Source organism: Streptomyces sp. YIM 98790 (genome assembly GCF_011421595.1).
GTDB lineage: Bacteria > Actinomycetota > Actinomycetes > Streptomycetales > Streptomycetaceae > Streptomyces.
In genome coordinates this window covers 60,869-74,737 of the sequence record NZ_WTLH01000007.1, presented here as the reverse complement: position 1 = coordinate 74,737, position 13,869 = coordinate 60,869, and the positions used below count along the sequence as shown (strand labels likewise).

11 protein-coding genes are annotated in these 13,869 nt (G+C 73.0%); 5 read left to right on the top strand and 6 right to left on the bottom strand.

The genetic code is table 11. The features are described 5' to 3' along the window. From GQS09_RS02675 to GQS09_RS02665, 3 genes are all read right to left on the bottom strand, one after another. Nucleotides 1-2,169: sensor histidine kinase (locus tag GQS09_RS02675; protein WP_207957385.1), on the bottom strand; the 2,169-nt coding region annotated here is incomplete at its 3' end. 425 nt (nt 2,170-2,594) lie between these two features. Then, nucleotides 2,595-4,397, bottom strand: a complete 1,803-nt coding sequence (locus GQS09_RS02670) for an acyl-CoA dehydrogenase (RefSeq protein WP_165984322.1) — start codon at nt 4,395-4,397, stop codon at nt 2,595-2,597. Nucleotides 4,398-4,577: 180 nt separating this feature from the next. Next, entirely contained in the window at nt 4,578-6,821 is a 2,244-nt protein-coding gene (locus GQS09_RS02665; RefSeq protein ID WP_165984321.1) for a terpene synthase family protein, read from the bottom strand. A 253-nt stretch (nt 6,822-7,074) separates the two neighbouring features. Between GQS09_RS02665 and GQS09_RS02660 the strand changes: the two genes are divergently transcribed. From GQS09_RS02660 to GQS09_RS02650, 3 genes are all read left to right on the top strand, one after another. Then, nucleotides 7,075-7,344 carry an HU family DNA-binding protein gene (locus tag GQS09_RS02660; RefSeq protein ID WP_165984320.1) on the top strand — a complete coding sequence of 90 codons (270 nt, stop codon included), beginning with the start codon at nt 7,075-7,077 and terminating at the stop codon, nt 7,342-7,344. Between the two features lie 178 nt (nt 7,345-7,522). Further along, a complete protein-coding gene (locus GQS09_RS02655; protein WP_165984319.1) occupies nt 7,523-9,172 on the top strand; it encodes a Dyp-type peroxidase domain-containing protein in 1,650 nt (549 codons plus the stop codon). A 159-nt stretch (nt 9,173-9,331) separates the two neighbouring features. After that, nucleotides 9,332-10,291 carry a nucleotidyltransferase domain-containing protein gene (locus tag GQS09_RS02650; RefSeq protein WP_165984318.1) on the top strand — a complete coding sequence of 320 codons (960 nt, stop codon included), beginning with the start codon at nt 9,332-9,334 and terminating at the stop codon, nt 10,289-10,291. A gap of 240 nt (nt 10,292-10,531) precedes the next feature. Here GQS09_RS02650 and GQS09_RS02645 read toward each other — a convergent pair whose 3' ends face one another. Further along, nucleotides 10,532-11,608 carry a protein kinase family protein gene (locus GQS09_RS02645; RefSeq protein WP_165984317.1) on the bottom strand — a complete coding sequence of 359 codons (1,077 nt, stop codon included), beginning with the start codon at nt 11,606-11,608 and terminating at the stop codon, nt 10,532-10,534. A gap of 137 nt (nt 11,609-11,745) precedes the next feature. Between GQS09_RS02645 and GQS09_RS02640 the strand changes: the two genes are divergently transcribed. Continuing rightward, nucleotides 11,746-12,075 carry a PadR family transcriptional regulator gene (locus GQS09_RS02640; protein ID WP_207957384.1) on the top strand — a complete coding sequence of 110 codons (330 nt, stop codon included), beginning with the start codon at nt 11,746-11,748 and terminating at the stop codon, nt 12,073-12,075. 56 nt (nt 12,076-12,131) lie between these two features. Here the strand turns inward: GQS09_RS02640 and GQS09_RS02635 are convergent, their stop codons facing one another. Then, nucleotides 12,132-12,593 (bottom strand): VOC family protein, encoded by a 462-nt coding sequence (locus tag GQS09_RS02635; protein ID WP_165984316.1) that lies wholly within the window; start codon nt 12,591-12,593, stop codon nt 12,132-12,134. 318 nt (nt 12,594-12,911) lie between these two features. On the opposite strand from GQS09_RS02635, the gene GQS09_RS02630 reads away from it, so the two are divergent. Then, the gene (locus tag GQS09_RS02630) at nt 12,912-13,325 is read left to right on the top strand and encodes a VOC family protein (protein ID WP_165984315.1); all 414 of its coding nucleotides are present in this window, start codon (nt 12,912-12,914) and stop codon (nt 13,323-13,325) included. 343 nt (nt 13,326-13,668) lie between these two features. Here the strand turns inward: GQS09_RS02630 and GQS09_RS02625 are convergent, their stop codons facing one another. Continuing rightward, on the bottom strand, nt 13,669-13,821 hold the full coding sequence (locus tag GQS09_RS02625; protein WP_165984314.1) for a VenA family class IV lanthipeptide: 153 nt from the start codon (nt 13,819-13,821) through the stop codon (nt 13,669-13,671). Nucleotides 13,822-13,869: the final 48 nt, after the last annotated feature.

Genomic DNA, 13,869 nt, shown 5'->3' with positions numbered 1-13,869 from the left:
GGCCGGGCCGGCGGCGCCCGCGGACTGCGGCGGCTCCGCCGGGCGCTCCGCCCCGGCGGTCTCCCCGATCTCCCCGGGCTGCCCGGCGTTCCCGGTCTGCGGGGCCTCCCCGGCAGCCCTGGTCGTCCCCGTCCCGGCCGGAAGGGCCTGCCGCTTCACCCGTCCGGCGAGTTCCGCGCGGGCGGCACGGCCCCCGGCGGGCGCGGCGTCCCGCGCCGTGGCCACCAGATGCTCCGCGGGCAGGATCACCACCGCCGACGTCCCGCCGTACACCGAACGCCGCAGCGTCACCCGGGCACCCAGCCGGGCCGCCAGATGGCCGACCACGAACAGCCCCAGCCGGTGCGCGTTCTCCGCCAGCACCGAGTACGGCGGCGCGGACCGCAGCCGCCCGTTCATCTCCTCGTACCGCTCGGCGGCCACCCGCGGTCCGCGGTCCTCCACCTCCACCGACAGCCCGTCGGCGACCAGCTCCGCCCGGATCACCACCTTGGACCTGGGCGGCGAGAACCGGGTGGCGTTGTCCAGCAGCTCCGCGAGCAGGTGGCTGATCTGGCTGATGACCCGCGGCTGCACGCTGATCTCGTCCAGTGCCTGCCGCTCGATCCGGCGGAAGTCCTCCACCTCGGCCGCGGCCTCGCGGAGCAGATCGGCCACCCGCATCGGGTCGATGTGCGGGTCCGGGATCTCCCCGCCCGCCAGGATCAGCAGATTCTCGATCTGCCGCCGCATGCCCACGGTGAGCTGGTCGGAGCGCATGAGCTGGGCCAGCAGCGCCTCGTTGCTGCCGAAGGTGTCCTGGAGCTCCTCGGTGAGGGTGAGCTGGCGGCTCACCAGGTTCCCGGTGCGGGAGGCGATGCCGGCGGCGAACGAGCCGAAGCCGTGCCGCTCGTCGGCGAGCTGCCGGTGCCCGTCCACGGAGACCGCGACCACCCGGGCGAAGGCGTCGCTGATCCGGCCGACCTCGTCCTTCTCCCCGGTCGGCCGGGGCAGTTCGTCCCCGCTCACCGGCCGGCCCTGCTGGAGCCGCTCCACCACCTCCGGCAGGGTCCGGTCGGCCACCGTCACCGTGCGGCCGTGCAGGGCGTTCAGCCGGCGCAGCACCGACCGGGTGGTGAGCACCACCGCGGCGATCACCAGCAGCAGCGCGGTGCTGCTGCCCGCCACCAGCCAGCCGACCTCGCGCTCCAGCTCGCCGGCCTTGAGCTTGCCCTTGTCCAGCACCTCCTGCATCCGGGCGACGATGAACTCCGAGAGCTCGGCCGAGAACTGGTCCTCGGCCTCAGCCCACGCCGCCGCCTCGTCCGGCAGGGTGATGTTGTAGCCGGCGGTGCCGTGGTAGGCCAGCACCGCGTTCTCGATCCGGATCTTGCTCTTCCACGCCTCGGAGGCGGTGATCCGCTCCAGTTCCTGGCGGCTCTCCGGAGACAGATAGGGGATGACGGAGGTGTCCAGCAGATACCGCTGGGCGCCCACGGAGTGCGTGAAGTCGCTGAACTGGGCCGAGTTGAGCACGCCCTCCGGCCCGCCCAGCGTCAGGGTGGCGTCCTCCCGGGCCAGCAGCTCGTCGGCGGACAGCAGCGCCGTCACCGGCCGGCTCTCGCTGGTCAGCTCGGCGTCGTTGAGGCTGGCGAATTCCTGGTAGATGCGGATGATCTGGCCGATCACCCGGGTGTAGTAGCCCACCGTGTGCGACATGCTGCCGCTGCGGTTGTCGGTGGTCCGGCGGAACGCGTCCATCTCGTCCAGGCGGTTCTGCAGGTCCTGCAGATACCGCGCGGTGCGGTCCGGCACCACCAGGTCCGTGCCGACCGCGTCGGCCACCGCGGTGGCGGCCCAGTCGGTGGCCGACCGCTGGATGGCCATGTCCGCCTCGCTGACGGGGAATCCGGACCACCGGGCCGCCGTGATGCTGCGCTCGGCCTGCAGCTCGGTCAGCAGTTCGTACAGCGGGATGCCGACCCGTTCCCCGGCCGTGACATCGGCCCGCAGGTCCTCGGCCTGCTGGAGCCAGCGCTCCGCCGTGAAGGCCAGCTGGGCACCCATCGCGACGGACGGCACCACCGCGAGCCAGATGAGCAGGGTGCGCAGGCGGACGGCGCCCCGCCGCCGCGCCGGGCGGGCGGCTCTCCCGGATTCGCCGGGGTCTTCGGTGTCTCTGTCAGTCATCGGTCCTCATGGGCGGCGGGAAAGGGGACAGACCGAGGTGCGGGCCGCCGCTTCCGGGCGCGGGGCAGCGCCGAGCCGCGTCAGGCCCTTCCGGTGTCGGCTGGCACCTGAGGGGGACGCCGATCATATACAGCCGCCGGGAAAAAAGAGATCTTCCGGTAAAGATCGATGCTTGGCGCGAAGTTGCACGGTTTGGCCCAGGAACGGATCACTTCCCCGGGTCGTCCCCGCCGGGTCCGGCCGGCAGTCCCGCAGGCCGCATAAGCGCAGGCGAGAATAGCGGCCGGAAACCGCCGCGGGAACCGGCCGAACCGGAACAACTTCCGGGCTGTCCGGCCCGGATCCTTCCCCTGCCACTCTGTTCGCTCACGGCGAACACGCCCGGTCCGGCCGGGGCCGGCCCCCGGCCGGACGCCGCCGGCGGCTCACAGCCAGCCGGGATCGGTTTCCGCCACCGTGCCGTCCCGGCTCTCCAGCAGGTCGAACTGGGTGTGCGCCTTGGGAAGTTCGTGGCGGAAGAAGTACCGGCAGGCGGCCCGCTTGCCCCGGTGGAAGGCACTGTCCTCCGGCCCCGCGGCCAGCCGGACGTCCAGCCACAGCCAGGCCAGCACCACATGCCCGACCGCCTCCAGATAGGCGGTGGCATGCACCAGCGCCCGCGCCGGATCGCCGTCCGCCCACAGCGCCGCGGTCACGGCCTGCACCCGCGACCAGGCCGCGTGCAGCTCCCGCGCGAAGCCCGCGGCGTCCCCTCCCGCCTTGCGGGCCCGCGCCGCGGTGTCCGCCACCCGGTCGCCCAGCAGGGCCAGCGCGGCGCCGCCGTCCCGGATCGCGCGGCGGCCCAGCAGGTCCAGGGCCTGGATGCCGTGCGTGCCCTCGTGGATCGGGTTGAGCCGGTTGTCCCGGTAGTGCTGCTCCACGTCGTAGTCGCGGGTGTAGCCGTAGCCGCCGTGCACCTGGATGGCCAGGTGGTTGCCCTCCAGGCACCACTGGGAGGGCCAGCTCTTGGCGATCGGGGTGAGGATGTCCAGCAGCCGCGCCGCCTCCTCCCGGGCCTGCGCGGTGGCGGCGGTGTCCCGCTCGTCCACCAGGCGCGCGCAGTACAGGATCAGTGCCATGGCGCCCTCGGCGTAGGACTTCTGGGCGAGCAGCATGCGCCGCACATCGGGGTGCTCGATGATCGGCACCGGGGGCCCGGACGGGTCCTTGTCGCCCAGCGGTCGTCCCTGCAGCCGGGTGCGCGCGTACTCCAGGGCCTTGAGGTAGGCGGTGTACCCGAGTGCCGCCGCCCCCGCGCCCACCCCGATCCTGGCCTCGTTCATCATGTGGAACATGCAGGCCAGGCCGCGGTTCTCCGCGCCGACCAGTTCCCCCACCGCGCCCGGGGCGCCGCCGGGGGAGTGGCGGCCCTCGCCGAAGGCCAGCACCGCGTTGGTGGTGCCGCGGTAGCCCATCTTGTGGTTGAGGCCCACCAGGCTGACGTCGTTGCGTTCGCCGGTGCTGCCGTCCGGCCGCAGCAGGTACTTGGGCACGAGGAACAGCGACAGCCCCTTCACCCCGGCGGGTGCGCCGGGGGTGCGGGCCAGCACCAGGTGCACGATGTTCTCGCCCAGTTCGTGGTCCCCGGCGGAGATCCACATCTTGGTGCCGAACAGCCGGTAGCCGCCGTCCGGCTGCCGCTCCGCCCGGGTGGCCACGTCCGCCAGCGCGGAGCCGGCCTGCGGCTCGGACAGGCACATGGTGCCGTAGAACCGGCCGGCCAGCATCGGCCGCACCCAGGTGTCGATCTGCTCGCGGGTGCCGTGTGCGCACAGCAGGGCGGCGTTCCCCCGGGTGAGCATGGGGTAGGCGGAGGTGCCGACATTGGCGGCCTGGAACCAGGCGAAGCAGGCGGTGGCCACCACCCGGGGCAGCCGGGCGCCGCCCAGCTCCGGTTCCATGGGGGCGGCCAGCAGCCCGGATGCGGCGAACGCGGCCAGTGCCCGGGACACCTCGGGGATCATCTCCACCCGGCCGTCCACGACGCGCGGCTCGCTGTGGTCGGCCCGTTTGTTGTGCGGGGCGAAGTGCCGGGCGGCGAGCTGCTCGCTGAGGTCCAGCACGGCGTCCACGGTCTCCCGGGAGTGATCGGCGAACCGCGGGCGTTCCAGCAGCCCGCCGACGTCGAGCCAGCGGTGCAGCAGGAAGTCCAGGTCCTGCCGGGAGAGCAGGGTCGACGGCGTCGCCATGGCACGGCCCCCTTCCGCCGGCCGCCGGACCGTCCGGGCGGCCGGACTCGGTTACTAAGCGCTTGCTCAGCTTTCGGGGCCACCCTACCCCGCCGTCCCCCGCGGGGGCCAGTGCCCGTACCCCGGGACCCGGAACGGGGACCCGGACGCCCGGGCCGGGCCCCGCGGGGGACGGCTGCCTCACCTCCCGGTGGCCGCCACCACCCGGGCCAGCCGCGCCGCCGCCGTGCCCAGCCCGGTCGGCCCGTCCGGCAGCACCCCGCGCCGGTAGTGCCGCAACAGGTCCTCCTCCCGGTAACGACGCACCTCGCGGTGCCAGTTGAGGATGGCCGGCATCCAGTTCCGCAGATCGTCGGCATAGGCCTCGACGGCGGCGCGCGCCTCCGCGTCCAGCCCCGCGTCCTCGAACAGCACCGGGAGCTCGTGCGCGGCGATGTGCTGGAACTGCGCCAGCCTCGACCGCATCAGGTCGTCCACGATGCGCAGCGCGGCCGGGTAGCCGCAGCCGAAGAAGTTCTGCACCACCAGCAGGGCGTTGTGGACCTCGCCCTCGAACTCGATCTCCTTCTGGTAGGAGAAGGTGTCGTTCATCAGCGTCATGTAGTCGACCGCGGCGTTCTCCAGCGAGATCAGCGGTCCGCTGTGCCAGACGTCCGGGGGCACGCACCGCCCGTGCGAGAGGCGGGCCAGGTTCATGGTCAGGCCGGAGCCGAAGGTGAGGCGCCGCATCTCGGTGTAGTCCACCGGATCGGGGATCCGGTTCTCCGCCACATTGGCCAGCTCCCACAGCCAGCTGTCCAGCATGATCTCCACCGTGCGGCGGAACTCCCGCCGGGCCCGCTCCTCCATCGGCCCCGCGGTGCGCTCCCACAGATCCGCCAGACCCCGCTCCATCGCCGTCACCGGCGCCGGCGGCCGCTCGTCCGCGGCCACCGGCATGAACAGCTTCAGCCGGTCGGTGACCGCCCTGGCCCGCGCCAGATCCCTGCCGTGCCCGAAGACGGCCGGGTAGTAGTCGTCCCCGAAGGTGCCCCAGACCAGCCAGCAGCTCGCCAGGTCCAGCTCCTCGGGAGTGGCGTCCGGATCGATGCCCGCGGCGCACAGCGGGAGGTCGAAGTCGGCCAGCTTCTGCGCGTCCCATACGGTGCGGCCGCCCGCGTCCGGCTGCGGCCCGAGCATGCCCATCCTTTCCGTCCACCGCGCGGCCCGGCACCGCGCGTCCTCCAGATGCGGACTGAGGGCGAGCCCGAAGGGCATGTCGAAGCCGGGCAGCCGGGACGGCCCCACCCGCTCGAACGGGACATGGGTGTACCCGCGCGCCCGGGCGCGCTCCGCCCGCGCCGTGGTGGACACCGGGGAGCCGATCCGGGCGGCCGCCGTGCCCAGCCCGCTGGGCAGCAGGAACGCCGGGGCGGACGGCCCCGGCGCCGCCTCCTCGTTCATGTAGCGGCTGGACCGCATGTGCCACTCGTGGCCGCCGGACTGCCAGTCCTGCAGGCCCTTGGCGTAGGCCAGCACCGCCGCGCACTCCGCCGGGTCCAGGGCGTGCTCGGCGAACACCGGGCCGAGCTCGGTGAGCGCGGTGTGCTCGAACTGCTGGAGCCGCGAGGTGAGCAGGTCGTTCACCGCGTCCGCCGCCTCCTGGGTGGTGCAGCCCAGGAACGTCTCCAGCACCAGCACTCCGTTGGACAGCTCGCCCTCGTCCTGCGTCTCCCGCTGGTAGGAGAACAGGTCGTTGCGCAGGTGCACGCCGTCCGCGAAGGCGTCCCGCAGCACCCGCAGGGGGCGCTCCCCGGCCACCCGGTCCGGCACCTCGGCCCGGGCGGCGAACTCCACCAGGCCGGCCGACCACGGGGCACCGCCGACCTTGCGGCGCATCTCGATGTACTCCACCGGATTGGGGATCCGGCCCGCGTTGATGTTGGACAGCTCCCACAGCGACTCGTTGAGCAGATTCCTGGTCGACTCGGCGAACCGCGCCCGCCAGTGGCGCGACATCGCCGGCACCGTGCGCGCCCACAGATCGGCCAGCCCTCGCTCGCACGGGTTGGACGCCTCGGGGAAGCCGTCCGCCAGGTCCATCGGCATGAAGGCGGCCAGCCGGTCCAGGTACTCCTTGCCGCCCTGCCGGTCACCGGTCCGCTTGAACAGTTCCAGGAAGTGGTCGTCGAAGAAGAACACCCACACGTACCAGTCGGTGACCAGTGCCAGGTCGTGCTCGGAGGCGTCGGGATGGGTGAAGGAGCAGAGCAGGGCGTAGTCGTGGGCCTCAAGGTCCTCGGTGTCCCAGATTCCCGACCCCTCCAGCATCCCCATCCCGCCGGCCCACTCCCGGGTGTGGACCCGCGCGGACTCCAGATGCGGATTGAGACGCGCCGGGTAGGGCGTGTAGAACTCGGGCAGGTGGAACGGCGGTGCACTCACGTGACGCTCCCGGTGTCGCGCGGCCCGGACAATGCGCAGAACGGATTACCCCGCCGCCGGGCCGCCAGCCCTCCGGGCCGCCCAATCCCACCCACGGTGTGAACGCGGGAACGCGCACGCGAATAGGGCGCGGCCCGGGTGGTGCGACGGCCGCGCACCGCCTCCACCCGGCCGGGCCGCCCCGGGCTGCGCCGCCGTGCCCGCGGTGCCACCATCGGAGCGATACGGCTGAGGACGAGGACGGTGTGCGGCGATGGACAAGTCGGGACTGATCGAGGAGACCGTGCGCAGGGCTGCGGACGGCGGCACCCAGGTGTCCGCCGAGCAGGCCGGACGGGTGGTCGACGCGCTCTTCGGCACCCTGGAGCACGCCGGGGCCATCGCCGAGGCGCTGCGCCGCGGCGAGTCCGTGACCGTGCTCGGCTTCGGCACCTTCCACGCCGAGGACTCACGGGCCGTGCTCCAGCCCGGCAAGGCGCTCAACGAGTACATCGGCCACGACGCCCCCCACGCCCGGCGCTGACCGGGGGAGGGGCCTGCGCCATGCGGGCGTAGTCCTGTGGTCATGCGGGGGAAACGGGGGGAACGCGCCGGCCGGTGAGGTGCCGGCGGGGAATGCGAGGAGGCGGCACGCGGGCGCCGGCGGGCGCCGCCGCGGCCCGTGTCCGTCCCCTCATCCCCCAACGGCGCAGGAGCATGCCATGACCATGGAAGCGGTCCGGGTCGACTTCGACAAGGAGACCGGCATCGGCCCCACCGACCCCCAGGGCGAGTTCGACCAGGAGGAGAAGCGGCTCCTGGCGGACATCCAGGGCAACATTCTCAGAAGCCACGGCCGCGATCACAGCCGCCACTTGTTCATCCGTTTCGACCCTGCCCGGCAGCGCGAGGCCCGCACCTGGCTGGCCGGCATGGCCGGCAGGGTCACCAGCGCCATGGACCAGTGGAACCAGTCCCGCCGCCGGGACCGGATCTTCGCCCGCGCCGGCTTCGGCCCCGTGCGGATCGCGGCCGGGATGGAGCTGGACCGGCAGCCCAGTGTCACCCTGGGCGGCAAGGCGGGTCCGCTGGGCGTGCCGATGACGGCCGGGCCCGGCAGCCTGCCGGGCGTCTCGTTCGGCACCCCGGACGCCGACGGCGGGCGCCCCGACAACCCCGAGGCCTTTCTGAGCGCCCAGCTCGCCGCGGACCCCAGCCCGCCGTTCGTCTGCCTGATGCTCTCCGCGCCGGGCTACCGCGCCCTGGGCCTCACCGACATGCCGCGGGACGAGGCGTTCCGGCGCGGCTCCCGGGCCGACGAGACCCGCGACAAGCTGTGCGATCCGCCGGCCGGAGAATGGCACCCGGGCTTCCAGGAGGCCTGCCACGCCCTGGTCATCGTGGCGGACGACGACGCCGAGCGCGTGCAGCGGAAGGCGGACGAGATCCGCGACTCCCTCCAGGCCGGCGGGGCCGGCGAGGTGGCGCACCAGGAGAGCGGCAAGGTGATCCGGATGCGTCCCAACGGCCCGCCGCGCGAGCACTTCGGCTTCGCCGACGGCGTCAGCGAACCGCTGTTCTTCGCCAAGGACATCGCCAAGGCCGGGCAGAGCGAGACCGGCCGCAAGTGGGACCCGGGCGCACCGCTGAAGCTCGTGCTCACCAAGGACCCGGGCGGCCACCGGGACACCGGCTTCGGCTCCTACTTCGTCTACCGCAAACTGGAGCAGGACGTCCCCAAGTTCAACGACCAGCGGTTCCGGCTGGCCGAGGCGCTGGCCAGGGCCGACGGCCGGGACCACCCGCACGAGGGCGACAAGGAACTCGCCGGCGCCTACATGGTGGGCCGGTTCCGCGACGGCATGCCGGTCCACCTCCCGGCAACCCCCCGCGGTACGGACGACGCGGTGCCCAACGACTTCGACTTCAGCGAGGACAAGCAGGGCCTGAAGTGCCCCTACCAGTCCCACATCCGCAAGACCAACCCGCGGGGCGACACCGTCTGGCGGTTCAACTCGACGCTGAAGGACGAACGCACCCGCCGCATCGCCCGGCGCGCCATCTCCTACGAGAGCGAGGGCACGGTCGGGCTGCTGTTCCTGTGCGCCCAGAGCGACATCTCGCACCAGTTCGAGTTCATGCAGCAGAGCTGGTGCAACAACATCAACTTCCTCGAGGGCGGCGACGGCAAGCCGGCGACCGGCCAGGACCCGGTCGTGGGCATCGGCAGTTCCGGGACCGCCCCGCGGTGGCCGGAGAAGTACGGCAGGCCGGAGAAGACCGAGGTCGGCCTGGCCGAGTCGGTACGGCTGCGGGGCGCCGAATACTTCTTCGCCCCCAGCCGCAGCTTCCTGAGCTCCGTCCACCCCTGACCCGCCGCCGGGCGGGGCCGCGTCCGCTCCCCGCGGAGCGCCGGCCCTGCCCGGCACGCGTGTTCCCCGGCCCGGCCGGACGGCACGGGATACGATGATCACCATGCGTGTCCGCGTCCGTGCACACCGGAACCGCCGTGCCGGAGGAGATCCGGTCCCATGACGCCCACACCGCGCTGGCGGGAACTCCTGGAGGACAGGCTCGCCGAAGCGGCCGGGGTGCTCGGTGCGGTTCCCGGCGTGCACGGGATCGTCGTCGTCGGCAGCCTGGGCCGGGGCGAGCCCTGGCCGCTGTCGGACATCGACCTGCTCGCCTGCACCGCCGGACCGCAGGTGGCCGGGCGGGTGGAGCGCCGCCGCTGCGGACTGGTCGACTGGTGGGCCGCTTCCGGCCACGCACAGACGCTCGATGTGGTGCCCTTCACGGTCGCGGAACTCCGCGCCGCGGCCGGCCGGGGCCCGCAGGGCATGGCCGAGCGCATGACGGATGCGCGGTGGGCCCACACCATGGACAAGGCCTACGGCGGCCACCCGGCCGCCGCCGGCGGGCGGTTCGCCGCCCAGTTCGCCGACTGGGCCACACGGACCCGGTTCCATCCCGCCGTGGTGGCCGCCCGCCGACGGCACTGGCGGCGGGCGGCGGAGCGTACGTCCGCCCTGGCCGCGTCGCTGTGCGCCGCCGACCCGGCGCGGGCCACCCGGCTGCTGCGCGAGGCGGCCCGCGCGCTGCGGCTGTGCTGGGTGGAGCAGTGGGGGGAGCGGCTCGGTTCCGTGGGGCGGGAGTGGACCCGGTTCGAGCGCATCGCCGCGCGGCACGGCGCCCGGGAGCCCGCGGCGGTACTGGCCGCGCTGGCCGGAGCCTGCCCGGAGGCGGCGGCCCGGCGCCTGCCGGCGGCGCCCGCATGGCTCCGGGAACGCATCGATCTCGCCTACCGGGCGCGCCGGCTGGTGGGGGAGGACGTGACGGCCGAGGAGAACGCCCGGGACCAGCTGGCCGCGTTCACCGTGCACGTCCTGTGCCGCCGGCCGGACCTCGAAGGGCCGTGGACCGGCACGCCGGATCCGGCGCTCGGCCGGCACCTCGCCGCATTCCGGCGGCTCCTTGCCCGCCGGGTCTGACGGACACCTGCGGCCGGCCCACCCGGTGTTCCCGGGGCCCGGTACTGCTCCGCCCGGTGCCGTGCCGGCCGCTCCACCAACGACGGCTCATGGAGCCCTGCCGGATCTGTCAGCACCTCATGAAGATCCAGTCGGCCGGCGCCACCGGCTCTGTTCCTCCGCCTGCCGCCCGCGCCGCCTGGGAGAGCCCTGTGCCGCCGACCTCCGAACGCACCTGCCCGCAGAAGTGCAGCCAACAGGTCACCGGTCCTGTGACCCCGTCGCCGCCTGCTGTCCGATCCGGCGGATCGCCTCCAGCGGGTAGGGGGTCTCCCGGTTCTCCTCCTGGAGCCTGCGGAAGAAGTCCCACATCACTGCGGCGAGCGGCGCGTGGCGGGTGATGATCGCCGCGGCCGTCTCCGGGATGCCCGTGGGGCGCTCGCCCTCGGCACACGCGCGCACGAGCGCCATGCGCTCGTCCCACCCGTACCCGTACAGGGCGGTGACCAGCCAGTACACCAGGTACGAGGCCGTGTAGCAGCGGTCGTGGCTCCGGTGCCGGCCGTGGAAACCGGCCTCGTCCGGGGACAGGTCGAAGCGGGAAGAGAGCGCGAGGCCGTAGTCCGCGAAGTACAGGCGGCGGCCGTCGGTCAGGATGTTCTTGAAGTGAGCGTCGAAGTGCAGCAGTCCGCGGGCGCTCATGAACGAGGTGCCGGCCTGCAACTCGTTGTCCACCATGGCGCAGGCCCGCCCGGCCACCTCGTCACCGGCCCGGATCTGAACGCCCAACCAGTCGTGCAGGTTGTCCGGGATGTACTCCAGGAACAGCATGAGGCTCGCCGTGGACTGCTGGAGGGCCTCGATCCGGCGGCGTACGCCCGACCGGCCTCCCCAGTAGGCGACAGCTCGTTCCACATCGGCCAGTTCCTCGGGAAGTGGCCCGCCAGGCCCTGGCAGCACCCGCCAGTGGTACATCAGGGGGAAGCCCTCGTAATCTCCCGCGATCACCCAGTTCGTTGTCATGGCGTGAGCGGCCAGCTCCCGCCAGGCTCCGAACCCCGGGCCGCCGATACTGCCGATTCCGTACTGGCAGAACGAGGGTACTTCGAACACATTCGCCGTGGAGTGGACGTTCTCCGGCCGTCGCTCCAGATCGGTCAGGGGTACCTGCTTGACGAAGACGGGGGTTCCGTCGACTTCGAGGAGCACCGTCTTCCCGCCGATGCCGGAACCGACCGGTGTGGCTCCGTTCACGAGTTCGCGCAGCCTTCGGTCACTGCACAGCGCCAGTGATGTGGAAACGGCACCGTGGGCTGCCAGACGAGCACCGCGGGACATGTCAGGGCTCTTCACCTATGCCTCCAGCCGCACCCGCCTTTCGTGCAGCCACTTCAACGAACACGCGGGCAGGAGCTGTTCGCCACCCTCTCATGGTGAGGGCGGTGATCCGCTTTCCGTCCACTGCCGCAGGACGCGTGGTGTTCCTCGTCCTCGCAGAGCAGACCATGGGCCTCCTGGAGGACGAGGAGCTGATCACCAGCGAAAGCCGGAGCGGCAGGAAGCTGTTCATGCTCACCGAGGCCGGGCGGCGCGAGGCCGAGGCGGGGCCGCAGGCCCCGTGGGAGGAAGCCGGGCGAGGCGCCGACTGGGAGGCGATGAACGAGGCCCGCGAGGCCGCCGACGCGCTGCTGGAGGCGTTCCGGCAGGCGTGCGCGACGGGCACCGCCGAGCAGCGGGAGAAGGCGATCGCCCTGGTCAACGACACCCGCAAGCGGCTGTACCTGATCCTGGCCGACAGCGACTGAGCCGTGCCCCGGCAGGCCCGCGCCGTCCGGGGCACGACGGCCGCGTGGCCGGTCCCTCAGTCCAGGCAGAATTCGTTGCCCTCCGGATCGGTCATCACGATGAACCCGGCGCTCATCGGAAGGCCGGGCTCATGGCGGCGCACCCGCGTCGCTCCCAGCGCGAGCAGCCGGTCGCATTCGGCCTCCAGCGCGGCCATCCGCTCCGCCCCCTGCAGCCCGGGAGCCGCACGGATGTCGAGGTGCACGCGGTTCTTCGCGGTCTTGCCCTCCGGCACCTGCTGGAAGAACAGCCGCGGGCCCTGCCCGTCGGGGTCCTCGACGGCGGAGCTGCTGTTGCGCTCCTCCTCCGGCACACCGGCCCGTGCCAGAAAGTCGTCCCACGCGGCCAGCGGGTCGGCGCCCTCGGGCAGGTCCACCCCGGGCGGGGCCGGATGGACGTAGCCCAGGGCGTCGCGCCAGAAGCACGACAGCGCCCGCGGGTCGTTGGCGTCGAAGGTGATCTGGATGTGGCGGCTCATCGGAGTGCTCCCCCTCGCGGTGGGTTTCGTCGGCGGGCACAGGGCGGCCGGGACCGCCGGGGCCGTCGATCCGCGCCCCGGGCCGCCGCTGCCACGATCTCACCGAAGAGCCCGTCGGGCGCTGGTCCCGCCCCGTGTCCGGGCCATGACGCGTCCGCGCCCGTCCGCGCCCGGCCGGGGTCCCACCGCGGGCTCCCGGTGACGGGCGTCCTCGGCGCCCTGCGAACCGGTCAGGATCGAAGAAGCGCCGGTCCCGGAGCCGCTCGTAGCGTGACTCACGTGTGCATCATCCACAGAGCACGAACAAGGAGACACGGCATGAAGGCCCATGTGAGTTCCCTTCTTCTCGGCGTCCGGGACATGGAGCGGTCCAAGCGGTTCTACACGGAGGGCCTCGGCTGGAAGGTCCGGCAGGACTACGGCGTCTCGGTGTTCTTCGAGCCGGACGGCGGCTCGCCCGTCGGCCTCTACGGCCGCGAAGGCCTGGCCGAGCAGGCCGGCACGAGCCCGGAGGGCAGCGGCTTCAGCGGGCTGGTCCTCACCTATGTGGTCCGCAGCGAGGCGCGGGTCGACGAGGTCATGGCGGAGGCGCGGGAGGTCGGCGCCACGATCCTCAAGCCCGCCGGCCCGCTGCCGTGGGGCGGATACGGCGGCACCTTCGCGGACCCGGACGGCTACGTCTGGAGCCTCGGCTACAGCGCCCGGGGAGAGGACCAGCCCTACGCGGAGTAGCCGCCGCCAAGGGCCCGGGCGGGGTGGCCGCCCCGGCCGCGCGCCCGCGGTGCGGTGTCGTCGCCACCGCGGGCGCCGAGACCGGGCGGACCCGCTTCGTGCTGCGCGGCGTGCACAGGCAACGGCCGCCGTACGGTCGAAGCCCACCGGTACGTCGGCCGGGGACACAAGCGCGGAAACGTGGTCGTGCCGGACGGAGTCGACCGCCCCGCCGGCGCGCCGCCGGCCGGCCGGTGGGGCGGCCGCCGACACGGCGCACCCGGTGCTGCCGGCATCCGGCCGGCAGCACCGGCGGTGTGCCCCCACGTGCTCGTCGTGGAGGGCTCTCCTTGCGGTGGTCCGGTCAGCAGGTGATGCCGATGCAGATGGTGTTCAGCAGGGTCAGCAGGCCGACGCAGGCGCAGGTCCCGCGGTTCCACGCCCCGTCGACCTCCACGGGTTCGGTCTCGGGAAGTGCGTGCAGCTCGGCCAGCAGTTCGAGGTCCTTGTCGGGCATGATCTCCTCCTTGGGTGCAGGGTCGGCGACGCGGGTTGCGCCGCTCAC